Source organism: Burkholderia sp. BCC1640, assembly GCF_902833125.1.
In the GTDB taxonomy this organism is placed as follows: Bacteria; Pseudomonadota; Gammaproteobacteria; order Burkholderiales; family Burkholderiaceae; genus Burkholderia; species Burkholderia diffusa.
This window is the reverse complement of record NZ_CADFEF010000005.1, coordinates 60,965-87,388: the sequence shown is the minus strand read 5'-3', so window position 1 is coordinate 87,388 and position 26,424 is coordinate 60,965. Positions and strand designations below refer to the sequence as shown.

The following is a 26,424-nucleotide window of genomic DNA, read 5'->3' as shown; positions in this document are numbered from 1 at the left end:
GCGCGGCCGGTCATCGCCGGCCGCGTTCGTCCGGTTCAGCCGTGCCGGATCGCGATCGTCTTCAGCGCGGTGAAGCCGTACAGCGCCTCGAAGCCTTTCTCGCGACCATGCCCCGAGTGGCCGACGCCGCCGAACGGCAGCTCGACGCCGCCGCCCGCGCCGTAGTTGTTGATGAACACCTGGCCCGCGCGCAGGCGGCGCGCGAGACGCAGCTGGCGTGCGCCGTCGCGGGTCCAGATGCCGGCGACGAGGCCGTACGGCGTGCCGTTCGCGAGCGCAACCGCTTCGTCTTCGTCGACGAAACGCATTGCGGCAAGCACCGGGCCGAACACTTCTTCCTGCGCGAGGCGGTGCGACGGCGGCACGTCGCGCAGCAGCGCGGGGGCCTGATAGAAGCCGCTTTCGGGCGCCTCGGCGACGACCTGGCCGTGCGCGGCCATCGGAATGCCGTCGTGCTGCGCGTCGGACAGGAAATCCCACACGCGCTGCTGCTGCTTCGCGTTGATCAGCGGGCCGCAGTCGAGATCCGCGCGGCTCGGGCCGACCCGCAGCCCGTTGAAGGCGGTGGCGAGCCGTTCGACGAGCGGCTCGTACACCGCGCGCTCGATCAGCACGCGGCTGCCGGCCGAGCAGGTCTGCCCGCCGTTCTGCACGATCGCCGACACGAGCACGGGCAGCGCCGCGTCGAGATCGGCGTCGGCGAATACGATTTGTGGCGACTTGCCGCCGAGCTCGAGCGTGACGGGGACATGATTCTCCGCCGCCATCTGCGTGACCAGCTTGCCGGTTGCGGGCGAGCCGGTGAACGAGATGTGGTCGATGCCGGGATGGCGCGCGAGTGCGGCGCCTGCTTCATGGCCGTAGCCGGTGACGACGTTCAGCGCACCGGACGGCAGCCCGGCTTCGGCGGCCAGCTCGGCCACGCGCAGCACGGACAGGCACGCATCCTCGGCCGGCTTCACGACGCATGCGTTGCCGGCCGCGAGCGCCGCGCCGACGCTGCGCCCGAAGATCTGCATCGGGTAGTTCCACGGCACGATGTGGCCGGTGACGCCGTGCGGCTCGCGCACCGTGAGCACCGTGTAGCCGGCCTGATAGGGGAGGGTCTCGCCGTGCAGCTTGTCGGCGGCGCCCGCGTAGAACTCGAAGTAGCGCGCGAGCGCGGCGGCGTCGGCACGTGCCTGCTTCAGCGGCTTGCCGGTGTCGCGCGCCTCGATCGCGGCGAGTTCCTCGATGTGGTCGGCGACGCGCGCGGACAGCCGCATCAGCACGCGGCCGCGCTCGGCGGCGCTCGCCGCGCCCCACGGGCCCGCGAACGCGTCGCGGGCCGCGGCGACGGCGCGCTCGATGTCGGGCGCGGTGCCGCGCGCGATCGTCGCAAACGGCTGACCGTCGGATGGGTCGACGACCGGAATCGTCTCCAGTTGCGCGGGCAACGTCCATTCGCCCGCGATGAAGTGCTTCGCCTCTTCCATGCCTGCTCCTGTCGACCCGGGTTGGCGCTTCGGCGCTTGCTCGGGTCCCATGCAAATCTGTTGGTGCTTCAGCGGTTACGCGGATCCCATGCAACGTCGCCCGCGGTTCGATGGCCGGACATCCGGAACGATTATCGCGCCGATCGTCATCCGGACGCCACCGGTCGATTGGCTATAATGGCGCATTCCCTGCGGGGACGCCCGCGGCGGTGCATCGGCTGCGGCGCCCTGTCCCGAATTCCCATCGACCAACAGAGAGCGCTATGAGCTTCAATCATGTTCCGGCCGGCAAGGACCTGCCGCACGATTTCAACGTGATCATCGAGATCCCCGCGCAAAGCGATCCGGTGAAGTACGAGGCGGACAAGGAGCTGGGTCTCCTCGTCGTCGACCGCTTCATCGGCACGGGCATGCGCTACCCGGTGAACTACGGCTACATCCCGCAGACGCTGTCGGGCGACGGCGATCCGGTCGACGTGCTGGTGATCACGCCGTTCCCGCTGCTGGCCGGCTCGATCGTGCGTTCGCGCGTGCTCGGCATGCTGCAGATGACCGACGAGTCGGGCGTCGACGCGAAGCTCGTCGCCGTGCCGCACGACAAGGTCTGCCCGATGACGGCGAACCTGAAGTCGATCGACGACGTGCCCGAGTACCTGAAGGACCAGATCAAGCACTTCTTCGAGCAATACAAGGCGCTCGAGAAGGGCAAGTGGGTGAAGGTCGAAGGTTGGGCCGGCATCGACGCCGCGCACAAGGAAATCGCCGACGGCGCCGCGAACTACAAGAAGTAAGCCGGCACGCCGGCCTCGCGGCCGGTTCGTTCGGAACGCAAACCGCGCGTGTCTCCTCAGGAGGCCGCGCGGTTTTGTTTTGTGCGCGCGGTGGCGCGTGCGAGGGTTTTCTTGCGGGCCGGCGCCGGCTGGGCGCCAGCACTCGCCGCGGCCTTCGCACGTTTCGCGCCCGTTGCGCTGCGCGCCGGGGCAACGGGGGCCGGGGCGGCCTCGATGACTTCGGCGGTTACTTTCCTTGCCGACGGACGGCCGCGCGCCGGGGCGGAAGCAGGGGCGGCGAGTCCGTTCGCAGCAGGCTTGCCGCCGGCTGCCGACGCTTTCCGCTTCGGCAATGCGTTCGTGGCCGGCTTGTTCAGTTTTGCCGGCGTGCCTCGCGAGGCGGTCTTTTTCCCTTCCGTGTCGTCGGCGGTCCCGGCACGTTTCCTGGAAACAGGCGAGGCTTTTGCCGACGTTGGCGCCGTTGCGGCGCGTCGGGTCTTCGCGGTTTTCGCGGACGCGGTCTTTTTTCCGGCAGTTCGGCTCTTCGCGGCCTTATCGCGAGCCTCTTCAGTTTCGGCCGGCTCGTTCGCAATGTCGGCGGGCTTCGCTTTCACCTTCTTCTTTTCGCGTGTGCCGTCCTGCGGCCCTGCGGCGTCGACGTTTCCGTCGATCGACATCCCTGCCGGCAACACCGATTCGAGCGTCCGGATCCCGGCCGCCAGCTCGCGTTTCTGCGCGGCCGTGAGCCGTTTCACCCAGTATTCGGCGCGCGATGCGATCGACCGGTCGGGCAGCGGGAACGATGCGAGCACGGCGCGCGGCTTGCGCGAGCGCGTATAGCGCGCGCCCTTGCCGGACGCGTGCTCGTCGAAGCGCGCGGCGACGTCGGTCGTGATGCCCGTGTAGACGCTGTCGTCGGCGCACTCGATCAGATACAGAAACCAGGACATGGGAAGGCGGCGGGATGCGAAGCCGTCAGTGTCTCAGAAATGGCGGGCGTCAACGCCACCGATCGCCGTGACCGTCGCTGAAGCGGATGTGCCGGCCGGCCAATGCTACCCGGCACTCCGCCGGAACGGATCGTGTTCGCGCAGCTCGTCGACGTACGCGTGGATATGCTCGGTCTCGCGTTCGAGAAAGCGCGCGACCGCATCGGAGAACGCCGGATGCGCGAGCCAGTGCGCGGAATGCGTGACGGTCGGCAGGAAGCCGCGCGCGAGCTTGTGCTCGCCCTGTGCACCGCCCTCGAACGTGTCGAGCCCGGCCTCGATGCAGAACTCGAGCAACTGGTAATACGCCGCTTCGAAATGCAGGCACGGCACGTGTTCGAGCGCGCCCCAGTAGCGGCCGTACAGCGTGCCGCCGCTGCCGTTCGCGCCGCGCCGGTACACGGCGAGCGAGCTCGCGATCGGCTTCCCGTCGGCTTCGGCGATCACGAGCAGCAGGTTCTCCGGCATCGTCGCGCCGATCGCGCGAAAGAAGTCGAGGTTCAGGTACGGGCTCGAATAGTGCTCGCGGTAGGTCTGCCGGTAGCAGCGCGTGAAGAAGCGCCAGTCGGCGTCGGTGATCTGCTCGCCGGTGAGCCGCCGGAACGTGACACCGGCATCGCGCACCTTGCGCCGTTCCGCGCGGATGTTCTTGCGCTTCTTCTGCTCGAGCGTGCCGAGGAAGTCGTCGAAATCGCGATAGCCGTCGTTGAGCCAGTGGAACTGCACGCCTTCGCGCAGCATCATTCCCATCGACTCGAGCAGCCGCGCTTCGTCTCCGGTCGGGAACAGCACGTGCAGCGACGACACGTCGCTCTGCTCGGCGAACGCCAGCAGCGTGGCTGCGAGCTGGCGGCGTGCGTCGTCGTCGGCGGCGAGCAGGCGCGTGCCCTGCACGGGCGTGAACGGCACCGCGCACAGCAGCTTCGGGTAATAGGGCAGGTCGTTGCGCTGATATGCATCGGCCCACGCCCAGTCGAACACGTATTCGCCGTACGAATGCTGTTTCGCGTAGACGGGGGCAGCGGCCGCGAGCCGGCCCGTGCGCGCGTCGGTCAGCGTGACGAAGTGCGGCGACCAGCCGGTGTCGTCGACCGCGCAGCGCGCGACGTGCAGTGCGTCGAGGAATTCGTGGCGCAGGAACGGCGTCGGCTGCGCGTCGCGCTCGAGCAGCGCGTTCCATTCGTCGGCCGGCACCTCCGCGGGGGACGACAGGATGCCCGTGCGATAATCGATGCGTTCGTGTTTCAAGCGTGAATCCGTACTGTTGGATGCCGCCGGATGCGTGCCGCCGTGGCCCGCGTCCGGGACGATTTCGTCAGCCGTTCAGGGCGCGCCACCGGGCTGCGCCGATCCCGTCATGAAGACCCGACTCGCTCTCGCCCAGATCAACGTCACCGTCGGCGATTTCGCCGGCAACGTCGCGCGGATCATCGCCGCTGCCCGCGCCGCGCACAACGACGGTGCGCACCTGATGATCGCGCCCGAACTCGCGCTGTCCGGCTACCCGCCGGAAGACCTGCTGCTGCGGCCCGCGTTCTACACGGCGGCGGCTGCCGCGCTCGACACGCTCGCCGATGCGCTGCGCGCGTTCGACGGGCTCGCGGTGCTCGTCGGCCATCCGCTGCGGAGCGCGGGCGGCGATCCGCACGCGCCAGCCGTCGATGGTAATGCAAACCGCCCGATCGAGCGCGGCGTGCCGCCGACCGACACCTACAACGCGGTGTCGCTGATCGTCGGCGGCGAGATCGTCGGGACGTACCGCAAGCAGGATCTGCCGAACGCAGACGTGTTCGACGAGAAGCGCTACTTCGCGACGGACACCGAGCCGCTCGTGTTCGAGCTGGACGGCGTCAGATACGGCGTGATCATCTGCGAGGACGCCTGGCATGCGTCGGCCGCGCAGATCGCGAAGGCCGCCGGCGCGCAGGTGCTGCTGATCCCGAACGGCTCCCCGTACCACATGAACAAGGAAGCGCTGCGCATCGACATCCTGCGCGCGCGGATCCGCGAAACGGGGCTGCCGATGGTGTACGTGAACCTCGTCGGCGGCCAGGACGAGCTCGTGTTCGACGGCGGCTCGTTCGTGCTCGACGCGCAGGGCGCGCTCGTCGCGAAGATGCCGCAGTTCGACGAAGGGCACGCGATCGTCGAGTTCGACGGCGCGCGCCCGCTGCCCGGCGCGATCGCGCCCGAGTTGCCGGTCGACGCGCAGGTCTATCGCGCGCTCGTGACCGGCGTGCGCGACTACATCGGCAAGAACGGTTTTCCCGGCGTGCTGATCGGGCTGTCGGGCGGTGTCGATTCGGCGCTGGTGCTCGCGGTCGCCTGCGACGCGCTCGGGCCCGAGCGCGTGCGCGCGGTGATGATGCCGTCGCGCTACACGGCCGACATCTCGACCACCGACGCGGCGGAGATGGCGCGGCGCGTCGGCGTGCGCTACGACGAGATCGCGATCGCGCCAATGTTCGACGCGTTCCGTGCGGCGCTCGCGGGCGAGTTCGCGGGCCGCGCGGAGGACGCGACGGAAGAGAACATCCAGGCGCGCATCCGCGGCACGCTGCTGATGGCGCTGTCGAACAAGTTCGGCTCGATCGTGCTGACGACCGGCAACAAGAGCGAGATGGCGGTCGGCTATTGCACGCTGTACGGCGACATGGCCGGCGGCTTCGCGGTGATCAAGGACATCGCGAAAACGCTGGTCTACCGGCTGTGCCGCTATCGCAACGCAACGACGGACTACGGGCTGCGCGACGTGATTCCCGAGCGGATCCTGACGCGTGCGCCGTCGGCCGAGCTGCGCGAGAACCAGACGGACCAGGACAGCCTGCCGCCGTACGACGTGCTCGACGCGATCATGCGGATGTACATGGAGGAGGACCGGCCGCTCGCGGAGATCGTCGCGGCCGGCTATGCGGAGGCCGACGTCGCGCGCGTGACGCGGCTCATCAAGGTCAACGAATACAAGCGCCGCCAGGCGCCCATCGGCATTCGCGTCACGCATCGCGCATTCGGGCGCGACTGGCGCTATCCGATCACGTCACGCTTTACCGAACGTCTCGACTGAGCCGCGCTGGGCCGTACGCGGCCGGCCGGCTTACAATCGGGATCGCGATTCTGCATCCAAACGAGCATTGAGGGACAACCATCATGAAACGCATCACCGCCATCATCAAGCCGTTCAAGCTGGACGAAGTCCGCGAAGCGCTCGCCGAAGTGGGCCTCACCGGCCTGACCGTGACGGAAGTGAAGGGCTTCGGCCGCCAGAAAGGGCACACCGAACTGTATCGCGGCGCCGAATACGTGGTCGACTTCCTGCCGAAGATGAAGATCGAGGTGGTCGTCGCGGAAGCGCAGGTCGACCAGGTGATCGACGCGGTGATCGGCGCGGCGCGCACCGGCAAGATCGGCGACGGCAAGATCTTCGTGTCGGACGTCGAACGCGTGATCCGCATCCGCACCGGCGAAGAGAACGAAGCGGCGGTCTGAGCGCCGCTTCGGGCACGGTCGACCCAACGGTCGATCGGGCCGTGGATCGTACGATCCCGGCCCGCCAATAAAAAACGGTGCGGATACCCGGAAGGGTACCGCACCGATACGCGCCTCTCGCAGCAGCGTGGAAAGTGTTGTCGAATCGTTCTCTGGACGGCGCCTGATCAGAACAGGTGCTGGATGCCGGCGTAGACGCCGGTCTGGCTGCCGCCCGGATGCGGGTTGCCCGTCGAGACGTCGGTACCCGCGCCGTTTGCGTTCAGACCGAAGTTTGCGGTCTTGCTGTTGCGTACCGTCGCGACTTGCACGTCGAACAGCGTGCGCTTCGAGATGTTGTACGAGCCGCCGACCGTGTAGATGTTCGCGTTGCCGCCGCCGTGGTTGGCATTCACGTGGTACACGGCCGCGATCAGCGCTGCCGCTGGCGTTGCCTGCCACGTCACGCCGCCCCAGACTTGCTGGGTGCCGGTCACGCCATTGTTCGCGGGCGGGCCGCCGCTGCCGTCTGCATGCGATGCCTGGTAAGCTGCCTGCAGCTTGAACTGGCCGAGGAACACGTTCAAGCCGGCAAAGTATTCACGCGAGTAATTGAACACGTCCGAGAAGCGGCCGTTGCTATCGCGCGTTTCGTCATAGATGCCGCGCAACTGGAACAGCGAGTTCGTGTACGTGATCTGAGCGCCGGCTGCACGACCGGGTTGTTTCGGGTCGGTGTTGCCGTTGAAGCTGGTCGAGTTCGAGAACGCGAACTGGCCGTAGAAGTCGAGGCCGTAGAGCGACGGCGACTGGTACGACACGTTGTTGCTGGTCTTGTTCCAGTTGCGGCCGCGCACCAGCGATGCCGACGACCAGCTCGACTGGCCCAGCGGATCGAAGTCCCACACGCCGTTTGCGATCGCGAGTTCGCGACCCAGCAGCAGCGTACCGTAGCGGTCGTTCGAGATACCGACGGTCGCGAAACGATCCCAGATCGAGCCGGACGTGCCGAGACCGCCGTTCATCGTGTTGAACGCGCCTTCGAGGTGGAACAGGACCTTGTTGCCGCCACCGATGTCCTCGCTGCCCTTCAAGCCCCACAGGCTCGTGCCCCAGTCGCCGCTTTCTGCGCGAACGCGATGGCCATCCTGCAGCCCGTTCATGTACTCGAGGCCGGCATCCAGGCGACCATACAGCGTGACGCTGCTCTGCGCGTGCGCCGTAACCACCCCAGCAGCCATCAGCGCGGCCGCGACCAAAGCTTTCTTCATCATCTCCTCCATACCCTGTCAAAAAGTCAACCCAGACTGCACGAGATGCCCGGAGCAGCGAACGCCGGGCAAAAGCGAAAAGCGGGATAACCAGGGAGACCTCGTGCAGAGCCGGTAAGCGCGGCACGCGGGCAAGCGGACGGAAAACCGTTGAGCGGTCCCGCGCGGCCGGGTCGGCTTGCGGGGTCTCCTTGTTGTGTCGTGAAGCTAAACTACATTTCACGAACTTCGTTTTGCTACTTTGGTTACTAATTTAGCAAAAATACAATTTTGTGGCGATGGAAATCGTTGTTTGACTAACCGCTGTCGCCAATTTGCCATGCAACACTGTGCGCGATGGGTGCCCAAAGGGGCGTCGATTCCCGGAAAACCCTTGTCACACAAGGGAGACACGGATTCGATACGCATGGGTCAAGGATTGCCACTATTGACGCCATCGGGGCGCGAGCGTAAGCGCCGCAGAGACGAAATTGGTAAGTATTTCGTAATGATTTGGCGGTGGTCAGCCGTTGTCGGGAGGCCCGAAACGCTTGTCCGGCAACGGCTGACCGCCGCCCGCCGTGGAAGCGCGCCAGGCTCAAGCGGATGCCGCCCGGGCGTCGAGCAACTGCGCGCGAAGCCATCGGTGCGCGTCGGTGCGCGCGTGCTTCGCGTGCGAGTAGATTTTCACCGTGTAGCGCGGGATCTCGAACGGCGCGGGGAAGATGCGGATCGGCGCCGCGTGGCGCAGCGCCTGCGCGGCACGGTTCGGCACTGTCATCAGGAGTGCCGATTCCGCGATCACGAACGGTGCGGCCAGCACGCTGGGCAACTGCACGGCGACCTGCCGCGCGAGGCCGAGCCGGTCGAGCACGTAGTCGACGACGCCGCGCGACTCGTTCCAAGGCGTGACGATCACGTGGCGTGCCGCGAGGTACTGGTCGAGCGTCAGCCGCCGGCGGATGTCCGGATGCGTGGCGCTCGCGATCACCACGTAGTCGTCCGAGAACCAGTCGAAATCCTCGATGCCCGGCGCGTCGGCGGCCGACTCCTCGTGATAGCCGAGCGCGAAGTCGATGCGTCCGGCCGCGAGTTCGTCGGTCGAAATCTTGCGGTCGGAGTGGACGACGCGGATCCGCAGCCGCGGCGCGACCTGCTCGATGCGCGCGAGCAACGCCGGCAGCACGGCGAATGCCGTGTAGTCGCTCGCGGCGAACACGAACGTGCGGTCGCTTTGCGCGGGATCGAACCGGCGCGCGCGGGCGAGCCCCTTCGACATCGTGTCGAGCGCATCGCCGGCCCAGGTGGCGATGTCGTCGGCGCGCACGGTCGGCTGCATCTCGTTGCCGAGCCGCACGAACAGCGCATCGCCGATCGCGTCCCGCAGCCGGGCGAGCGCGTGGCTCAGCGCGGACGGGCTCATCGCCAGTTCGTGCGCGGCCGCGGCGACCGACCTGTGGCGGTACAACGCGTCGAACGCGAGCAGCAGGTTCAGGTCGAGACGGCGCAGGTCGGGATGCATCATGTTCATGTCCGGATGAAGAAACTGCACTTCCTGCAGTTGAACCGCGAACGTAGCATGTCGATCTGTCCGGTGCCAGGCGCGCTTGCGCGGGCGCCGCATTCCGTTTTCAGTCCGGGCCGAAGGAGGGCTCCTCACCGTGCAAATCGACATTCGTTCTGCCACCGTCGCCGACGTGCCGCAAATCCTGCGCTTCATCACCGAGCTGGCCATCTACGAGAAGGCGGAGCATGAAGTGGTCGCGACACCTGCGTCGCTCGAGCGCAGCCTGTTCGGCGAAGGAACGCCGGCGCGCGCGCTGATCTGCGAGGTCGACGGCGAGCCGGCCGGCTTCGCCGTGTATTTCTCGTCGTACTCGACGTGGCTCGGCCGCCAGGGCTTGTATCTCGAGGATCTGTACGTATCGCCGCGCTTTCGCGGCGCGGGTGCCGGGCTGCGGCTGCTGAAGGCGCTCGCGCGCATCGCCGTGGACACCGGCTGCGGGCGCTTCGAATGGAGCGTGCTCGACTGGAACGAGCCGGCGATCCGCTTCTACGAAAGCGTCGGCGCGGCGCCGCAAAGCGAATGGGTGCGCTACCGGCTCGCGGGCGATGCGCTGCGCGCGTTCGCCGACGGCGTACCGGTGGACGCCGTGTAAACGCAAAACGGGCGCCGCATGGCGCCCGTCCGCGTGTCGTCGCGCGTCGCGCGCGTTACTTGAGGCTGCCCGACAGGAACCCGCGCAGGCGTTCGCTCTTCGGGTTGGCGAACACCTCGGACGGCACGCCTTCCTCCTCGACGCGCCCCTGGTGCAGGAACATCACGTGATTCGACACGTTGCGCGCGAAGCCCATCTCGTGCGTGACGACGATCATCGTACGGCCTTCCTCGGCCAGCTTCTGCATCACCTTCAGCACTTCACCGACCAGTTCCGGGTCGAGCGCCGACGTGGGCTCGTCGAACAGCATGACGTCCGGATGCATCGCCAGCGCGCGCGCGATCGCGACACGCTGCTGCTGCCCGCCCGACAGATGCGACGGATACTGCTTCTCGACGCGCGGCGCGAGGCCGACCTTTTCGAGATACTCGCGCGCACGGTCTTCGGCTTCCTTCTTCGGGATGCCGAGCACGTTGACGGGCGCTTCCATCACGTTCTCGATCACGTTCATGTGCGACCAGAGATTGAAATGCTGGAACACCATCGACAGCTTGGTGCGCACGCGTTGCAGCTGCTTCGAATCGGCCGCGCGCAGCGCGCCCGTCTTGTCCGGCGTGGTGCGCACTTCCTCGCCGTCGACGATGATGCGGCCCGCGTTCGGCTGCTCGAGGAAGTTGATACAGCGCAGCATCGTGCTCTTGCCGGAACCGGACGAGCCGATCACGCTGATTACGTCGCCCGAGTTCGCCTTCAGCGACACGCCCTTGAGCACCTCGTTGTCGCCGTACCGCTTGTGCAGATCGTCGACGAAAAGCTTTTGAGTCTGGGAATTCATCAATAGTCCTGCGAAAACTTACTTGCCTTGCGGGCGCAGATACGCGAGCCAGCGACGCTCGGCCTGGCGGAACAGCCACACGAGCGTGAACGAGATCGCGAGATAGAGCAGGGCGGCGATCCCGAATGCGTGGAACGACATGTAGGTCGCCGAGTTCACGTCGCGCGCGATCTTCAGGATGTCCGGCACGGTCGCGGTGAACGCGACGGTGGTTGCGTGCAGCATCAGGATCACTTCGTTGCTGTAGAGCGGCAGCGCGCGGCGCAGCGCCGACGGCAGGATCACGCGGCGATACATCGTGAAGGTGGACATCCCGTATGCGCGCGCGGCCTCGATCTCGCCGTACGACGTCGCCTTGATCGCGCCCGCGAAGATCTCGGTGGTGTACGCGCAGGTGTTCAGCGTGAACGCCAGCAGCGTGCAGTGCATCCCGTCGCGAAAGAACGCGTCGAGCAGCGGCGTGCCGCGCACGACCTGCAGGCTGTAGAGGCCGGTGTAGCAGAGCAGCAATTGCACGTAGAGCGGCGTGCCGCGGAACACGTACGTGTAAAGCCACACGGCGCTCGACAGCCACTTCCTTTTCGACACGCGGGCCACCGCGAGCGGCACCGACAGGCAGAAGCCGAGGCCGATCGACACGACCAGCAGCCACAGCGTGATCGCGACGCCGGTGATCCGGAAGCCGTCGGTATAGAGGTAGTTGCGCCAGTATTCTTGGATGAGTTCGATCATAGGTCAGCCTTGCGGACACCGGTCGAGTAGCGCTTTTCGAGCCAAATCAGCACGAAGTTCGAGATCGTCGTGATGGCGAGGTAGACCGCACCGGCGATCAGCGTGAAGAAGAAGAACCGCAGCGTGCCCTTGCCGGCGTCCTGCGACGCCTTCACGACGTCCGCGAGGCCGATGATCGACACCAGTGCGGTCGACTTCACGAGCACCTGCCAGTTGTTGCCGATGCCCGGCAGCGCGAAGCGCATCATCTGCGGGAACATGATCCGCGTGAACACCTGCCAGTTGGTCATCCCGTACGCGCTGCCGGCCTCGAGCTGGCCGCGCGGCACCGACAGGAATGCGCCGCGGAAGGTCTCGGTGAAGTACGCGCCGTAGATGAAGCCGAGCACGAGCACGCCGGCGAGGAACGGATCGATGTCGATCTGGTCCCAGCCGAGTGCGTCGGTCGCCATGTTCAGCCAGATCTGCAGGCTGTAGAACAGCAGCAGCATCAGCACGAGGTCCGGCACGCCGCGGATCAACGTGGTGTAGACGGTGCCGACGCCGTTCGTGAAGCGGTTGCGCGACAGCTTCGCGCCCGCGCCGAGCAGGCCAAGCAGGAACGACAGCGCGAGCGAAAGCACCGCCAGTTTGACGGTTTGCCAGGTGCCTGCGAGGATCAGCGGGCCGTAGCCTTGTAGAAACATATGTGGTCCCTGGTGTGGTCCCGGACGGCGCACGCGGTGCGCCGCGAAAGACGTGCCCGCCAAGCTGCGCGGAACGCCCCGTGCGTATCATGACCGTCCGCCCCGGCAACGGTGCCGGGCCAGCCCGTCGCGGGGAGCGGCGGGCGAGGGGCGGGCGGCGCGTGGTGGACTGCCTGTACTGCCGGACGCGGGGCGCCCCCGCATCCGCTTCCCGTCATTGTCTGCGCTCAGCGAGCCGAGTAGACGCTGAACGAGAAATACTTGTGCGACAGCCGGTCGTACGTGCCGTCCTTGTGCATGTCGGCCAGCGCCTTGTTGATCTTGAGCTTCAGGTCCGTGTCTTCCTTGCGCAGGCCGATCGCGGTGCCGTCGCCGATCGTCTTCGGATCCTTCACTTCCGGACCGGCGAACGCGAAGCCCTTGCCGCGCGGCGTGCGCAGGAAGCCGTAGTCGGCCTGCAGTTCATCCTGCAGCGTCGCGTCGAGGCGGCCCGAGCCGAGATCGGCATAGACCTGGTCCTGGTTCTGGTAAGGAATGATCGTCACGCCTTGCGGTTCCCAGTACGCCTTCGCGTAGGATTCCTGCGTCGAACCCTGCTCGACGCCGACGCGCTTGCCCTTGAGCGACGCGACTGTCGGCAGCAGCGGCGAGCCGGCCTTCGCGATCATCCGCGCGGGCGCGTCGTACACCTTGTCGGAGAAGTCGATCTGCTCGCGACGCTTGTCCGTGACGGTCAGCGACGACACGATGACGTCGTACTTCTTCGCCTTCAGCGCGGGAATGATCCCGTCGAGATCCTGCGCGACCCACACGCACTTTACGTTGATGCGCTTGCAGATTTCCTTGGTGAGATCGACGTCGAAACCGACGATCTCGCCGCTCGGCGCGGTCGACTCGAACGGCGGGTAGCTGGCATCGACACCGATCCGCACGGTCTTCCATTCTTTCGCGAAGGCGCTGCCCGCCACGAGGGCGAGGGCGGCGCACAGGGCGGCCTTCTTCATTTCCATCCTTTTGTCGCTCACTTCCGGTGGGCGCTCGCGGCCGGTCGGGCCGGGCGCCGCGGCGTATTCTAGACGGCCAAAATTCGTGTTTCGGCGCGCGGGCAACGGCGCTCGCCGGACGGGCGAACGCCAAAAGGGCGGTATTTTACCCGAACGCGATACCCGGAAAACGGCAATCCGGCGCGACCGATGGATTCTTCGATCCGGGCGTTGCGGCAATCGTGGTATTCGCAACGAGCATTGCGCCGATTGGATTCGTGGGTGCAACGATGCGGTGCGCGGGCGGCGGATTGTGGCGCGCTTGGCGCGCCCCTACAGTGCAGGTAAACCCGAAGAAAGAATGTCTGCCTGCCGGAGTGCCCGCCCCATGTTCCACATCCGCCGCGCCGCCGACCGCTGCCACACGCGCCAAGGCTGGCTCGAGTCGAGTCACAGCTTTCCGCTTGACGGCCACGCCGAGGCCGCCCATCCGCCGTTCGGCGCGCTGCGCGTGCTGAGCGAGGACCGGATCGCGCCGACGCGCGGCTTCGGGATGCAGCCGCGCCGCGACCTCGAAATCGTCACTTACGTGCTGGACGGCGCGCTCGCGCACCGCGACAGCCTTGGCAACGGCGCGATCGTGCGGGCCGGCGGCATCCAGCGGATGAGTGCCGGCACGGGGCTCATGCACAGTGAAACCAATGCGTCGCGCGACCGGGTGCTGCATCTGCTGCAGATCTGGCTGCAGCCGGCCGAGCGCGGCGGGCGGCCCGGTTACGCGGAGCGGCATTTCGCCGACGACGGGAAGCGCGGCCGCCTGCGGCTCGTCGCGTCGCCGGATGGCGACGACGGCGCGCTGTCGATCGGTGCGGATGCGCGGATCTTCGCGGGGCTGATCGACGGTGACGAGGAGGCGGTATTCGGTGTGCCGGCCGGACGTGGCATTTATGTGCACGTGGCGCGTGGCGACGTGGAGGTCAACGGCCACGCGCTGGCTGCGGGCGACGGCGCGCGGATCGCCGGGGTGGAAGCGATCGCGTTCGCACGCGGCCGGGCGGCCGAGGTGCTGCTGTTCGACGTCGCTTGAAACGAAACAGGGGACGCGGGCCGAGTACCCGCGTCCCCTGCGAAGCCGCCTGGGGAGGCGGCCCGCCGACTTACTGCGCCGGCGCCGACGCGGCCTTGGCCGCGCGGTGCTCCTGCCAGCGTTCCTTCATCTTCTCGTGACGCTGTTCCATCCGCGCGAACTGCTGCTTCAGCGCGGTGCTGACCGTCGTCTTCTGCTGGTCGTTCAGTCCGTTGTAGAACGCGAGCCAGGCGGCCGAGCTTTGCTCGCGCAGCTGCGCATTCTGCTGCTCGGCCTGCTGGCGGGCGGCGTGCATCGCGTTCAGGTCGAGGATCGGCTGATTCTGCTGCGCCTTGAACTGCTCGCGCATCTGCTCGTGGCTCTTGCGCATCGCTTCATGGTTCTGCTTCATCGTGTTGACGGCCGTCTGCCATTGCTGCTCCTGCGATGCGTTGAGTTTCAGCTGATCGTGCAGCTTCATGATCACGCCGAACGGGCCGCCGTCATGGCCGCCGTGCATCTGGTGCATGCCGGGGCCGCCCGGCGGCGGCATGTCGTTGGGCTGCGCGGCATGCGCGGTGCCGAATGCGAGAGCGAGCACGGTGGCGGCCGCGATGGCCACGCGGGAAGTCTTCTTATACATTTCAGAAACTCCTGTATCCAAAGGGTCCGGCGATGCGGTGCGCGGGTGACCCGTGTGCCGCATCCGGTAAGACGCAGGTTAGCGGTGCGTGCCCCGGCGGGTGTTACGCGGGGTGGCTGCCGGGTTACGGTGCATTACAGTTCCCTTGCGCCGTAACCCGCAGTAACCCTTTCGTTCCTTTGTTTCGTTCTTCGACTCCGCACTCGCGCGGTAAACTTCGAGCCATGACTACCCAGATCCTCATCGTCGACGACGACCAAGAACTCCGTGACCTGCTGCGCGACTATCTCGTGCGCCAGGGGATGGAAGTGTCCGTGCTGCACGACGCGGCGACGCTCGAGAAGCGTCTCGAGCGCGAGCGGCCCGACCTGATCGTGCTGGACCTGATGATGCCGGGCGTCGACGGCCTGACCGCGCTGCGCCAGCTGCGCGCGGCCGGCGACGACATCCCCGTGATCATGCTGACGGCGCGCGCGGACGACGTCGACCGCATCGTCGGGCTCGAACTCGGCGCGGACGACTACCTCGGCAAGCCGTTCAACCCGCGCGAGCTGCTCGCGCGTGTGCAAGCCGTGCTGCGCCGCCGCCGGGCGACGCCGTCGGCGGCGGCGCCCGAGCAGCGCGAGCCGTTCGCGTTCGGCCGTTTCGTGCTCGACTTCCAGGCGCGCACGCTGGCGGTCGACGGCAAGCCGGCAACGCTGTCGAGCAGCGAATTCGCGCTGCTGAAGATCTTCGTGAACCACGCGCTGCGCACGCTCACGCGCGAGCGGTTGCTCGAGCTGCTGCACGGGCCCGAGTACGACGGCACCGACCGCGGCATCGACGTCCAGGTGTGGCGCCTGCGCCGCATCCTGGAAACGGATCCGTCGACGCCGCGCTTCATCCAGACGGTCCGCGGGCGCGGCTACGTGTTCGTGCCCGACGGCGAGGCCCATGCGCAAACCCATTGATTCACTGTTCGGACGGCTGGCGCTGCTGGTCGTCGGCGTGCTGCTCCTGTCGCACTTCGCGTGGTTCTTCGCGATGCGCCTCGAGCGCAGCCAGATGCAGACGCGTTACGCGGTCGAGGAGGCTGCCTTCCTCGTCGATGCCGTGCGCCAGCACGTCGAGCGCACGCCCGACCAGCCGCTGCCGTCGCGGGTGCGGCTGGTGTCGCCGGACAGTCCGGACGTGCCGACGAGCGCAGGCTCGAATCTGCCGGCGCCGCTCAAGCGATTTCGCGACGACGTGAGCGAGCGCATGCCGGCCGGCACCCTGGTCGAGATCGGCGCGCCGGGCCACCCGCCGGTGTTGTGGGTCAAGGAGCCGACCGACCGCAACTGGATCGTGGTGCCGGTGCAGCCGCTGCGCCCGCCGCGCTCGCTCGACCGGATGCTGCTGTGGCTCGGCACGATCTTCTCGGCAGGCGTGATCGCCGCGCTGTTCGCGGCCTGGCAGCTGCAGCAGCCGCTGCGTTCGCTGGCGCGCGCGGTCGCGCGCTTCGGCCGCGGCCAGCCGGTGCCGCCGCTGCGCGAGCGCGGCCCGCGCGAGCTGCGTCAGCTCACGCATGGCTTCAATCAGATGGTGGAACAGGTGTCGCAGGCCGAGAGCGATCGCGCGGTGATGCTGGCTGGCGTCGCGCACGACCTGCGCACGCCGCTCGCGCGGATGCGCCTGCGCGCGGAAATGATGGACGACGCGCGGCTGCGCGACGGCGTGGTGCGCGATGTCGACTCGATGTCGCACATCGTCGACCAGTTCCTCGTGTTCGCGCACGGCGGGGCGGACCGCAGCGAGCCCGTGCCGGTCGACCAGACCTGCGAGCGGATCGCGCGCAGCTATCGCGCGGTCGCACCGAACGCGCCGGCGGTCCAGACGCATCTGGCCGCCGACGAAGGTTTCCGCCTGCCGACCGCGACGCTCGACCGGATCTTGTCGAACCTGCTGGACAATGCGCATGCGTACGGCGCGCCACCCGTGCTCATCGAGACGTTGCGTACGCCGACGGGTTACGTGTTGTCGGTCAGCGACAGCGGCGGCGGGATCGCGCCGCGCGACCTGGCGGCCGCGACAAGGCCGTTCGTGCGGCTCGACCCTGCGCGCGGCGGCAATGGCCACAGCGGGCTCGGGCTTGCTATCGTCGAGCGGCTGGTGCTGAGGCTGGGCGGGGCGTGCGAGATCGGCAATCGTCCCGAGGGCGGCCTGCGCGTGGCGATGACGTTCCCGTTCGACGTGGTGCCGAAGGACGAACTGCACGCCCAGGCCGCGTAAGCGGCGGATGCGGCGCCTGCCGGGCAGGCGCCGCGCGGCATCATTCGCCGAACAGCGTGCCGAGCGTCTCGGCGGCGTTGCTGTCGATGGTGTTGTAGGTCACGCTCGTGGCCTCGAAGATATAGACGGTCGTATAGCGGCCAAGGCGCTCCAGAATCTCGTCCTGCAGCGATTCCGGCACGACGTTCATGTTCAGGTACCATGCCGTCGACGACAGCCGCGTCTGGAACGACCCATATTCCTGCATCAGCTCGTAGAACGCATCGGCATCCTGATCGCGGCAGACGATCACCAAGTTTCCTGCCATTCCCTTCCTCCCGCTGGTCGGTCGATCCCTGGCGGCAGTGGTCGACACCGACGCCAGGGGCTAGCCCCGATCATACCTGCTTCGCCGCAATCGTCCGATGACGTCCGGCATGGTTTGCGTCCGCATGCGGCTGGCGGGTTCCCGGCCGGCCCGGATCACGGCATAATTCGGGGCCTGCGTGCCGGCCGGAGGACTGCGGCCGGGCTGCTCCGCATCGCACGCCTGCCGTTCACCCGCGTGCCGGGCACGATCCGTGCGCCGTCCGCGCGTCGCATGGCACCGCGCCGGCCCCGGACGGTTGAACCTGAAATACAGGTTGGTGTAGTGTCGTGCCGTCGCGGCCTGACTCGCCGCGCCGGGGGCGCAGCTTGCACGCACGGCGCCTCGCGCCGGCGTCAGATCGTGAATCAATCGAATTACCGCGTCGAATTACCGCGCCCGTGCGCTTTGCCATGAATCAACATCGTCTGCCGGCTTCGTTCGGCCTTACCGGGGAGGGCGCCTGATGGACGTCGGATTCTTCAATCCGAACCGGACCGCCAACGCGTCCGCGTGGCGCGTTCTGCCGAACCGGTGGGACTTCATCGCGTTCCCGCTGATCATCTGCCTGATCGCGATGGCGGTCGTCGGTTTTCATGAAACGATGGCGCCGATCGGGACCCTTCAAACCCAGAAGATCTCGCTCGATTCGTCGAACCTGCCCGAATACGCGTTGCGCACCACGCTGCGGATGCTCGCCGCGATGGTCGCGTCGCTCGCGTTCACGCTGGTCTACGGCACGCTCGCCGCGAAAAGCCGCCGCGCCGGCATGGTGCTGATCCCGATCCTCGACATCCTGCAGTCGGTGCCGGTGCTCGGCTTCATCTCGTTTACGGTCACGTTCTTCCTCGCGTTGTTCCCGAGCCGCGTGCTCGGCGCCGAACTGGCCGCGATCTTCGCGATCTTCACGAGCCAGGCGTGGAACATGACGTTCAGCTTCTACCAGTCGCTGCGCACGGTGCCGCGCGATCTGGACGAAGTGTCGCGCGGCTTCCACCTGACGTCGTGGCAGCGCTTCTGGAAGCTCGAGGTGCCGTTCTCGATGCCGGGGCTGATCTGGAACATGATGATGTCGATGTCGGGCGGCTGGTTCTTCGTCGTCGCATCGGAGGCCATCACCGTCGGCAACCAGACCATCACGCTGCCCGGGATCGGCGCGTATCTCGCGCAGGCGATCTCGGACAAGAACCTCGGCGCGATCGGCTGGGTGATCCTGACGATGACGGTGGTGATCCTGGCCTATGACCAGTTCCTGTTCCGCCCGCTGATTGCGTGGGCCGACAAGTTCCGGATGGAGAACACCGCGTCGGGCGACGCGCCGCAATCCTGGCTGCTCGACCTCGTGCGCCGTACGCGCCTGATCCATCAACTGCTCGTGCCGGCCGGCTGGTTCTTCGCGAAGGCCGCGCGGATTCCGCTGCGTCTGCCGGTGTCGGGCGCGATGCGCTTCACGCTGCCCAAGGTCGAGAAGAAGGCGTCGCGCACGGTCGACATCGCGTGGGCGGTGCTCGTGCTGCTCGGCACGGCCTATATCGTGTGGCGTGTCGTCAGCTTCGTGTCGACCGGCGTGACGATGGCCGAAGTCGGCCACGTGATCGTGCTCGGGCTCATCACGCTGCTGCGCGTGGTCGTGCTGATCTCGATCGCGTCCGTGATCTGGGTGCCTGTCGGCGTGTGGGTCGGGCTGCGCCCGAAACTCGCCGAGAAGCTGCAGCCGCTCGCGCAGTTCCTCGCCGCGTTCCCGGCAAACCTGCTGTTCCCGGTGTTCGTGATCGTGATCGCGCGCTTCCACCTGAACGCCGACATCTGGCTGTCGCCGCTGATCGTGCTCGGCACGCAGTGGTATATCCTGTTCAACGTGATCGCGGGCGCGACGTCCTATCCGAACGACTATCGCGAAGCCGCGACGAACTTCCGGATCCGCGGCTGGCAGTGGTGGCGTCAGGCGATCCTGCCCGGCATCTTCCCGTACTACGTGACCGGCGCGATCACCGCATCGGGCGGCGCGTGGAACGCGAGCATCGTATCGGAAGCGGTGCAGTGGGGCACGACCCGGATCGAGGCGCACGGCCTCGGCGCCTATATCGCGCAGACCACCGCCGCCGGCGACTTTCCGAAGATCATCCTGGGCATCGCCGTGATGTCCCTGTTCGTTACCCTGTTCAACCGCCTGCTGTGGCGCCCGCTGTATGCCTTCGCCGAAGCGAAGCTGCGGCTCGACTGAGACCGATTGAGAGCGAAACGCGATGCACAATCCGAATGCTGTAAACGCCCCCGTCCAGACGTCCCAGCCGCCGCGACTCGGTGAGGAAATCCTGCGCGTCGATCACGTCTGCCGCGGCTTCAACAAGACGCAGGGCGAACTGCTCGTGCTCGACGACGCGAACCTGTCGCTGCGCGAAGGCGAGATCGTCGGGCTGCTCGGCCGTTCGGGCTCGGGCAAGTCGACGCTGCTGCGGATCATCGCGGGGCTGATCGAGCCGACCGGCGGTGAAGTGACCTACCTCGGCAAGCCGCTGACCGGCCCGGCCGAAGGCGTCGCGATGGTGTTCCAGACCTTCGCGCTGTTCCCGTGGCTGACCGTGCTGCAGAACGTGGAGGCCGGGCTGGAAGCGCTTGGCGTCGGCGCACGCGAGCGGCGCGAGCGCGCGCTCGCCGCGATCGACCTGATCGGTCTCGACGGCTTCGAGAACGCGTATCCGCGCGAGCTGTCGGGCGGCATGCGTCAGCGCGTGGGCTTCGCGCGCGCGCTCGTCGTCGACCCGACGATCCTGCTGATGGACGAGCCGTTCTCGGCGCTCGACGTGCTGACGGCCGAAACGCTGCGCACCGACCTGCTCGATCTGTGGACGCAAGGCCGCATGCCGATCAAGTCGGTGCTGATCGTCACGCACAACATCGAGGAAGCGGTGTTCATGTGCGACCGCATTCTGGTGCTGTCGTCGAACCCGGGCCGCGTGATCGCCGAGATCAAGGTGCCGTTCAAGCATCCGCGCAACCGCCTCGACCCGGCCTTCCGCAAGCTCGTCGACGACATCTACGCGAAGATGACCGCACGCCAGACCGGCGAGGCGACGAAGAAGGGGCTCGAGCTCGGCAGCTGGCTGCCGCAGGTGTCGACCAACCTGATGGCCGGCCTGATCGAGACGCTCGCGATGGCGCCGTACCACGGCCGCGCCGACATGCCGGAAATTGCACGCACGCTGCATCTGGAGGTCGACGACCTGTTCCCGATCGCCGAAGTGCTGCAATACCTCGGCTTCGCCGACGTGCGGGAAGGGGACGTGTTCCTGACGCCGCCGGGGCGCGTGTTCGCGGAATTCGGCACGCAGGAGCGCAAGCTGATGTTCGCGGATCACCTGCTGAAGCATGTGCCGCTCGCCGCGCGGATCAAGAAGGTGTTGAACGAGCGCCCCGGCCATCGCGCGCCGCGCGTGCGCTTCGAGCAGGAGCTGGAAGATTTTCTGTCGGACGGCGCGGCCGAGGAAACGCTCGATGCGGTGATCGACTGGGGCCGTTACGGCGAGATCTTCTCGTACAACGACCAGACCGAAATCTTCAGTCTCGAGGACGTCGAGTCCTGAGCCATCGCGCCGGGCCGCAGGGCCCGGCATTCGCATGCGCCGCGCGTGTCGGGCGCCGCGCATCGCCTCGTTACTGCAGGTTGCCCCAGCGGTCGACGGCCGGTTCGGCCGACGCCCACTTCCAGTGCGTGCCTTGCTGGCACGCATTCGCGAAATACCAGTCGGCCTTGTCGCCGTCCTTCACCGAGAACGCGAATTCCTTGCACAGCGCGAGCGCCGTCGAGTACGCACGCGTGACGCGCACCTCGCCTTCGCCGTTTTCGAGCGGCAGCGTGTTCTTCACCTTCCACGGCTTCACTTCGCCGACGGCCAGGCTGCCCGCCGCTTTCGCGATCGCGTCCTGCTGATTCTGATGAAGCTGCTTCATCGTGCGGTTGACGGCCTCGTCGGTCGCCGCCTGCACGGCGATCCCGACACCGACGCCCACGGCCGGGTTCGCGGTGACGAGGCCCGTCGCCGCGCCGGCGAGCGCGCCGCTCGCCGCGCCGACCGAGCCGCAGCCCGACAGCGCGGCGCTGGCCGCGCACAGCGCGCCGATCGCCGCGATACGGATCGCGATGGTCATTGCAGCGCGCCCCAGCGTTCGGTCGCGGGTTCCGCCGACGCCCATTTCCACACGGGGCCGTCGCGGCAGATCGTGGCCACGTAGAACGCCGATTCGGCGGCCTTGTCGGCCTTCGCGGGCGTGTCGACCGCGAACACGATTTCCTTGCAGTCGAGCGGGCCGATGCTGATCATCCGGCTGACCGTCACGCGGCCCTGCTCGTCGTCCTCGATCGGGAACGAGTGGTGCGTCGTCCACGGCGCGACGCCGCCGACGTCGAGCGGGCCGGCCGCTTTCGCGATCTGCTCCTGGGTGTAGCGGTGCGCGACGCGCTGCGTGTACTGGACGCCCGCTCGCGCGCCGGCGACGGCGCCGAGGCCGATGCCCGTCGCGACGGCGGCGTTGTTGGTGACCTTGGAGGCAATCGCGGCGCCCGCGATACCGGCGCTGGCGGTCGCGCCTTCGCTGTACAGCGAGTTGCAGCCGGACAGCAGTGCGGCCGTGGCGATCGCGGCCAGCACGATGCGCGCCGGCATGGCCCGACGCGGCGGTTCGAAACGAATGTTCATCCCTGAGTGCAAGTCCTGTCTGGGTGAGCGGCGACGCATGCGCGCCCCCATGCCGTGTCATTGTTTCGCAATTGTCATAGGAAAACTGCAAAGCTTTGACAAATCGGCGGGCGACGGCTCGCGCGCGTACGCGCGGCGGTATTGTCGGACAGTTGGCTGAGCGGGGGTCGAAAGGTTACAAATTGAAGGCAATTGTTACCGTGGCATGCGAGCAAGCCACCTAGACTGTTTTGTTATGGAATGTTTCTACGACGGCTCCGAGCCGCGTTGCATATGAGACACCCAGCCATGCGCCGTTCCAAACGGTTTTCTCCCCGGCCGCCCGATGCGGGTGCCGAGCGCCCGCGTCCGCAAACCGACGCGCCGGCCGGTGCGCCCGACGAGACGCCGTCCGACGGCGATCACAACCAGGGCGGCGCACGCCCGGAAGGGCTCGACTATCAACGCGACCTCGGCCAGGAGCAGGACGCCTGATGCCGTCGCCGTTGCATTCCGCCGCCGCATTTCATTGCGCTCTTTGTTGCATCGCTCACATCTGAATCGCCGCGCGACCGCCTCCGGGCCGTCGCGTCCGCCTTGGCGCGCGCCGCGCGTCATCCAATCGAATCGAGGAGGGGAAGCCGCATGAGCAGATTGATCGTGGTATCGAACCGTGTCGCCGCCGGCGAGGACACGCGCCCGAGCGCAGGCGGCCTCGCGGTCGGCGTGATGGACGCGCTGAAGGAAACCGGCGGCGTCTGGTTCGGCTGGAACGGCGAGATCGTCGGTACGCCCGACGCCGCGCCCGCGATCCAGCGGGACGGCAACGTCACGTATGCGACGCTCGGGCTGACCCGGCGCGATTACGATCAGTACTACCGCGGCTTCTCGAACGCGACGCTGTGGCCGGTGTTCCACTACCGCGGCGATCTCGCGCGCTTCGACCGGCAGGAGTATGCCGGCTATTTGCGCGTGAACGCGATGCTCGCGAAGCAGCTCGCCGCGCTGCTGCTGCCCGACGACCTGATCTGGGTGCACGACTATCATCTGCTGCCGTTTGCGCATTGCCTGCGCGAACTCGGCGTGAAGAACCCGATCGGCTTCTTCCTGCACATCCCGTTTCCGTCGCCCGACATGCTGCGCGTCGTGCCGCCGCACGAGGAACTTGTGAAGTTCATGTGCGCGTACGACATCGCGGGTTTCCAGACCGATGCCGACAAGCGGGCGTTCACCGACTACATCGAGCGGCGCGGCATCGGCGCGGCGAGCGACGACGGGATGCTGCATGCGCACGGCCGCGTCGTGAAGGTCGCCGCCTATCCGATCGGCGTGCATCCGGATGCGATCGCCGAGGCGGCTGTCCAGTACGGCTCGCGCAAGCCGGTGAAGATGCTGCGCGATGCGCTCGCCGGCCGCAAGCTCGTGATGAGCGTCGACCGGCTCGACTATTCGAAGGGGCTCGTCGAACGCTTCCAGTCGTTCGAGCGGATGCTCGCCAACGCGCCGGGCTGGCAGGGGCGCGTGTCGCTCGTGCAGATCGCGCCGCCGACGCGCTCCGACGTGCAGACCTACCAGCGCATTCGCGAAACGCTCGAAGGCGAGGCCGGTCGCATCAACGGCCGCTTCTCGCAGCTCGACTGGACGCCGATCCAGTACCTGAACCGCAAGTACGAGCGCAATCTGCTGATGGCGTTCTTCCGGATGTCGCAGGTCGGCTACGTGACGCCGTTGCGCGACGGGATGAATCTCGTCGCGAAGGAATACGTCGCGTCGCAGGATCCGGCCGATCCGGGCGTGCTCGTGCTGTCGGAGTTCGCGGGCGCGGCGGCCGAGCTGACCGGCGCGCTGCTCGTCAATCCTTACGACCTGTCGCAGATGGCGGACGCGCTCGAGCGCGCGTTGTCGATGCCGCTCGCCGAGCGGCAGGCGCGTCACGAAGAGAACCTCGCGCGCCTGCGCGAGAACAACCTGTCGGTCTGGCGCGATACGTTCGTCGCCGACCTGCGCAGCGTCGCGGCGGCCGCGTCGGTCACGCAGCGCGCGGGCCGGCGAGCCGTGCATGTCTGAGCGCATGGAGGAGGGCGGCGCGGAGGCGGCGTCCGCCCGCTTCTTCGTCGTCACGGGCGGCCCCGGCTCCGGCAAGAGCACGCTGCTCGATGCGCTCGAGCGCAGCGGTTTCGCGCGCTCGCACGAGGCCGGGCGTGGTGTGATCCGCGACCAGATGGCGATCGACGGTCCGGCGCTGCCCTGGCGCGACCCGGCCGCGTTTGCCGAGCAGATGCTGAACTGGGAGATGCGTTCGTATCATCTCGCACGAGGCGCGCGCGGGCCCGTGTTCTTCGACCGCGGCGTGCCGGACGTGATCGGCTACTTGCGTCTGACGGGCCTCGCGGTGCCCGCGCATGCGGAGGCCGCGGCGCGGCGCTTCCGTTATCACCGGCGGGTGTTCATCGCGCCGCCGTGGCCCGACATCTACACGCAGGACACCGAGCGCCGGCAGGATTTCGCCGAGGCGGTGCGCACCTACGACGCGATGGTCGATTGCTATACGGCCTACGGGTATCGGCTGATCGAGCTGCCGTGCGTGAGCGTGAAGGCGCGCGTGCGCTTCGTGATGGACGCGCTCGACGCCGCGTGACCGGCGGGCGCGGCGGCGTCAGGTCGTCGCGTCGGGGCGCGGCGACGCGATGCGCAGCATGCTGACCACCGCGGCGAGCGCCGCGAACACCGTGGCGACATAGAGCGCGATCGTCGGCCCGCGGTCGGGCGCCAGCCCGAAAATCAGTGCGACGAGCGCGGCCCCGAGCGTCTGGCCCGTCAGGCGTGCCGTGCTCAGCATCCCGCCCGCGCCGCCGCTGCGCTCGCGCGGCGCCGACGACAACATCGCGCGATTGTTCGGCGACTGGAACAACCCGAAACCTGCGCCGCACAGCGCCATCCGCCACACGATGTCGACGGTGCCCGGATGCGCGCCGATCGTCGCGAGCGACAGCAGCCCGGCCGCGAACAGCGCGAGCCCGATTCCGCCGAGAATGCCGGCCGAGTAGCGATCCGACAGCACGCCGGCAAGCGGCGCGGCGAATACGATCACGAGCGGCCACGGCGTCATGTAGAGGCCGGTTTCGACCTGCGAGAACCCGAGCGAATGCTGCAGCCAGAACGGCAGCGCGACAAACGCGAGCATCTGCGACGTGAACGACGCAACCGACGTGCAGATCGACAGCGCGAACATCGGGATGCGCATCAGGTCGACCGGCAGCAGCGGTGCCGGCTGCGACAGCTGCCGCTTCACGAAGAAGTAGCCGACGGCGAACGCGATCGCCAGTTCGCCTGCGACGTACGCGTGGTTTTCGCCGTGACCGAGCCCGTCGACGGCCATGATGAGCAGGCCGAACACGCACGCGTTCATCAGCGCGCTCGGGAAGTCGTACGGCGCGTCGTGCAGCGGGTTGGCCGGCAGCGCCCGGAGGCTGCCGAACACCGCGGCGATGCCGATCGGCACGTTGACCGCGAACAGCCAGGGCCACGACGCGAACGACAGGATCGCCGATGCCACCGTCGGGCCGATCGCCGACGACAGCGCGACCACCATCGCATTGATCGACAGCCCGCGCCCGAGCATCGACGACGGGTAGATCATCCGCACGAGCGCGGCGTTCACGCTCATGATGCCGGCTGCACCGAACCCCTGTATCACGCGCATCACGGCCAGCACGGGCAGCGAGCCGGCGAGCGCGCAGCCGAGCGACGCCGCGGTGAAGAGCGCAAGCCCGGCGATGTAGATGCGGCGATAGCCGACGCGTTCGCCGAGCGACGCGAGCGGCAGCAGCGTGATCGTGACCGCGAGCTGGTACGCGTTGACGATCCAGATCGACGCGGCGTCGGACGCGTGCAGGTCGCGCGCGATCGTCGGCAGCGCGACGTTCGCGATGGCGCCGTCGAGCACGGCGAGCGTGATGCCCAGTGCGACGCAGACGATTGCCCAGTAGCGTTGCGGAAGCGGCAGGCCGGTATCGGCGTTCATGACGGGAGCGAAGGCGTGATTGTCCGCATGCCCGGATGCCGGTTGCGTGCGCAACCATGCTCGCGGGTGGAGGCG

Annotated in this window: 26 protein-coding genes; 12 read left to right on the top strand and 14 right to left on the bottom strand. The window is 67.5% G+C overall.

What is annotated here, in order from left to right; translation table 11 throughout:
- Positions 1 to 35: 35 nt before the first annotated feature.
- A complete protein-coding gene (locus HWX25_RS07575; protein ID WP_175907965.1) occupies positions 36 to 1,475 on the bottom strand; it encodes an aldehyde dehydrogenase family protein in 1,440 nt (479 codons plus the stop codon).
- 263 nt (positions 1,476 to 1,738) lie between these two features.
- Here HWX25_RS07575 and ppa point away from each other — a divergent pair, with 263 nt between their 5' ends.
- Positions 1,739 to 2,266, top strand: coding sequence for an inorganic diphosphatase (gene ppa / locus HWX25_RS07570; protein WP_011885693.1), 528 nt, complete (start codon positions 1,739 to 1,741; stop codon positions 2,264 to 2,266).
- A gap of 56 nt (positions 2,267 to 2,322) precedes the next feature.
- On the opposite strand, the gene HWX25_RS07565 is transcribed toward ppa, so the two are convergent.
- Positions 2,323 to 3,195: a GIY-YIG nuclease family protein gene (locus HWX25_RS07565; RefSeq protein ID WP_175907964.1), complete on the bottom strand. Its 873-nt coding sequence runs from the start codon at positions 3,193 to 3,195 to the stop codon at positions 2,323 to 2,325.
- Positions 3,196 to 3,300: 105 nt separating this feature from the next.
- On the bottom strand, positions 3,301 to 4,482 hold the full coding sequence (locus tag HWX25_RS07560) for a GNAT family N-acetyltransferase (protein ID WP_175907963.1): 1,182 nt from the start codon (positions 4,480 to 4,482) through the stop codon (positions 3,301 to 3,303).
- A 109-nt stretch (positions 4,483 to 4,591) separates the two neighbouring features.
- On the opposite strand from HWX25_RS07560, the gene HWX25_RS07555 reads away from it, so the two are divergent.
- Both HWX25_RS07555 and HWX25_RS07550 read left to right on the top strand, forming a co-directional pair.
- On the top strand, positions 4,592 to 6,298 hold the full coding sequence (locus tag HWX25_RS07555; protein ID WP_175907961.1) for an NAD+ synthase: 1,707 nt from the start codon (positions 4,592 to 4,594) through the stop codon (positions 6,296 to 6,298).
- Between the two features lie 83 nt (positions 6,299 to 6,381).
- A complete protein-coding gene (locus HWX25_RS07550) occupies positions 6,382 to 6,720 on the top strand; it encodes a P-II family nitrogen regulator (protein ID WP_006398637.1) in 339 nt (112 codons plus the stop codon).
- Positions 6,721 to 6,887: 167 nt separating this feature from the next.
- Here the strand turns inward: HWX25_RS07550 and HWX25_RS07545 are convergent, their stop codons facing one another.
- The gene (locus HWX25_RS07545) at positions 6,888 to 7,973 is read right to left on the bottom strand and encodes a porin (RefSeq protein ID WP_175907958.1); all 1,086 of its coding nucleotides are present in this window, start codon (positions 7,971 to 7,973) and stop codon (positions 6,888 to 6,890) included.
- A 574-nt stretch (positions 7,974 to 8,547) separates the two neighbouring features.
- On the bottom strand, positions 8,548 to 9,474 hold the full coding sequence (locus tag HWX25_RS07540) for a LysR family transcriptional regulator (RefSeq protein ID WP_175907956.1): 927 nt from the start codon (positions 9,472 to 9,474) through the stop codon (positions 8,548 to 8,550).
- A 136-nt stretch (positions 9,475 to 9,610) separates the two neighbouring features.
- Between HWX25_RS07540 and HWX25_RS07535 the strand changes: the two genes are divergently transcribed.
- Positions 9,611 to 10,108, top strand: a complete 498-nt coding sequence (locus HWX25_RS07535; RefSeq protein ID WP_175907954.1) for a GNAT family N-acetyltransferase — start codon at positions 9,611 to 9,613, stop codon at positions 10,106 to 10,108.
- Positions 10,109 to 10,163: 55 nt separating this feature from the next.
- On the opposite strand, the gene HWX25_RS07530 is transcribed toward HWX25_RS07535, so the two are convergent.
- From HWX25_RS07530 to HWX25_RS07515, 4 genes are all read right to left on the bottom strand, one after another.
- Complete coding sequence (locus HWX25_RS07530) at positions 10,164 to 10,943, bottom strand: ABC transporter ATP-binding protein (protein ID WP_059527484.1); 780 nt, start codon at positions 10,941 to 10,943, stop codon at positions 10,164 to 10,166.
- 18 nt (positions 10,944 to 10,961) lie between these two features.
- Positions 10,962 to 11,675 (bottom strand): ABC transporter permease, encoded by a 714-nt coding sequence (locus HWX25_RS07525; protein WP_059820273.1) that lies wholly within the window; start codon positions 11,673 to 11,675, stop codon positions 10,962 to 10,964.
- Positions 11,672 to 12,361 carry a histidine ABC transporter permease HisQ gene (hisQ, locus tag HWX25_RS07520; protein WP_059527478.1) on the bottom strand — a complete coding sequence of 230 codons (690 nt, stop codon included), beginning with the start codon at positions 12,359 to 12,361 and terminating at the stop codon, positions 11,672 to 11,674. Before hisQ ends, HWX25_RS07525 begins: the two co-directional genes overlap by 4 nt.
- A gap of 227 nt (positions 12,362 to 12,588) precedes the next feature.
- Positions 12,589 to 13,365, bottom strand: a complete 777-nt coding sequence (locus HWX25_RS07515; protein ID WP_059451025.1) for an ABC transporter substrate-binding protein — start codon at positions 13,363 to 13,365, stop codon at positions 12,589 to 12,591.
- A gap of 367 nt (positions 13,366 to 13,732) precedes the next feature.
- Between HWX25_RS07515 and HWX25_RS07510 the strand changes: the two genes are divergently transcribed.
- Entirely contained in the window at positions 13,733 to 14,431 is a 699-nt protein-coding gene (locus HWX25_RS07510; RefSeq protein ID WP_175908134.1) for a pirin family protein, read from the top strand.
- A gap of 70 nt (positions 14,432 to 14,501) precedes the next feature.
- On the opposite strand, the gene HWX25_RS07505 is transcribed toward HWX25_RS07510, so the two are convergent.
- The gene (locus tag HWX25_RS07505; protein WP_059701941.1) at positions 14,502 to 15,053 is read right to left on the bottom strand and encodes a periplasmic heavy metal sensor; all 552 of its coding nucleotides are present in this window, start codon (positions 15,051 to 15,053) and stop codon (positions 14,502 to 14,504) included.
- Positions 15,054 to 15,277: 224 nt separating this feature from the next.
- Here HWX25_RS07505 and HWX25_RS07500 point away from each other — a divergent pair, with 224 nt between their 5' ends.
- Both HWX25_RS07500 and HWX25_RS07495 read left to right on the top strand, forming a co-directional pair.
- The gene (locus tag HWX25_RS07500; RefSeq protein WP_059527468.1) at positions 15,278 to 16,003 is read left to right on the top strand and encodes a response regulator; all 726 of its coding nucleotides are present in this window, start codon (positions 15,278 to 15,280) and stop codon (positions 16,001 to 16,003) included.
- A complete protein-coding gene (locus tag HWX25_RS07495) occupies positions 15,987 to 17,303 on the top strand; it encodes an ATP-binding protein (RefSeq protein WP_059527465.1) in 1,317 nt (438 codons plus the stop codon). Before HWX25_RS07500 ends, HWX25_RS07495 begins: the two co-directional genes overlap by 17 nt.
- A 40-nt stretch (positions 17,304 to 17,343) precedes the next feature.
- Here the strand turns inward: HWX25_RS07495 and HWX25_RS07490 are convergent, their stop codons facing one another.
- Complete coding sequence (locus tag HWX25_RS07490) at positions 17,344 to 17,610, bottom strand: hypothetical protein (protein WP_006398649.1); 267 nt, start codon at positions 17,608 to 17,610, stop codon at positions 17,344 to 17,346.
- Between the two features lie 505 nt (positions 17,611 to 18,115).
- Here HWX25_RS07490 and HWX25_RS07485 point away from each other — a divergent pair.
- Together HWX25_RS07485 and HWX25_RS07480 are read left to right on the top strand one after the other, a co-directional pair.
- Positions 18,116 to 19,873 carry an ABC transporter permease subunit gene (locus HWX25_RS07485; protein ID WP_175907952.1) on the top strand — a complete coding sequence of 586 codons (1,758 nt, stop codon included), beginning with the start codon at positions 18,116 to 18,118 and terminating at the stop codon, positions 19,871 to 19,873.
- Positions 19,874 to 19,895: 22 nt separating this feature from the next.
- Positions 19,896 to 21,233, top strand: coding sequence for a nitrate/sulfonate/bicarbonate ABC transporter ATP-binding protein (locus HWX25_RS07480; protein WP_059468207.1), 1,338 nt, complete (start codon positions 19,896 to 19,898; stop codon positions 21,231 to 21,233).
- 70 nt (positions 21,234 to 21,303) lie between these two features.
- Here HWX25_RS07480 and HWX25_RS07475 read toward each other — a convergent pair whose 3' ends face one another.
- On the bottom strand, positions 21,304 to 21,798 hold the full coding sequence (locus HWX25_RS07475; protein WP_175907950.1) for a hypothetical protein: 495 nt from the start codon (positions 21,796 to 21,798) through the stop codon (positions 21,304 to 21,306).
- Positions 21,795 to 22,346: a hypothetical protein gene (locus HWX25_RS07470; protein WP_059820279.1), complete on the bottom strand. Its 552-nt coding sequence runs from the start codon at positions 22,344 to 22,346 to the stop codon at positions 21,795 to 21,797. Before HWX25_RS07470 ends, HWX25_RS07475 begins: the two co-directional genes overlap by 4 nt.
- Positions 22,347 to 22,634: 288 nt before the next feature.
- Between HWX25_RS07470 and HWX25_RS07465 the strand changes: the two genes are divergently transcribed.
- The 3 genes from HWX25_RS07465 (at position 22,635) to HWX25_RS07455 (ending at position 24,963) form a co-directional block, all read left to right on the top strand.
- Positions 22,635 to 22,820 carry a hypothetical protein gene (locus HWX25_RS07465; RefSeq protein ID WP_059527452.1) on the top strand — a complete coding sequence of 62 codons (186 nt, stop codon included), beginning with the start codon at positions 22,635 to 22,637 and terminating at the stop codon, positions 22,818 to 22,820.
- Positions 22,821 to 22,970: 150 nt separating this feature from the next.
- Positions 22,971 to 24,392: an alpha,alpha-trehalose-phosphate synthase (UDP-forming) gene (otsA, locus tag HWX25_RS07460; protein ID WP_175907949.1), complete on the top strand. Its 1,422-nt coding sequence runs from the start codon at positions 22,971 to 22,973 to the stop codon at positions 24,390 to 24,392.
- Positions 24,385 to 24,963 (top strand): AAA family ATPase, encoded by a 579-nt coding sequence (locus tag HWX25_RS07455; protein ID WP_175907946.1) that lies wholly within the window; start codon positions 24,385 to 24,387, stop codon positions 24,961 to 24,963. Before otsA ends, HWX25_RS07455 begins: the two co-directional genes overlap by 8 nt.
- 18 nt (positions 24,964 to 24,981) lie before the next feature.
- On the opposite strand, the gene HWX25_RS07450 is transcribed toward HWX25_RS07455, so the two are convergent.
- Positions 24,982 to 26,349 (bottom strand): MFS transporter, encoded by a 1,368-nt coding sequence (locus HWX25_RS07450; RefSeq protein WP_175907944.1) that lies wholly within the window; start codon positions 26,347 to 26,349, stop codon positions 24,982 to 24,984.
- Positions 26,350 to 26,424: the final 75 nt, after the last annotated feature.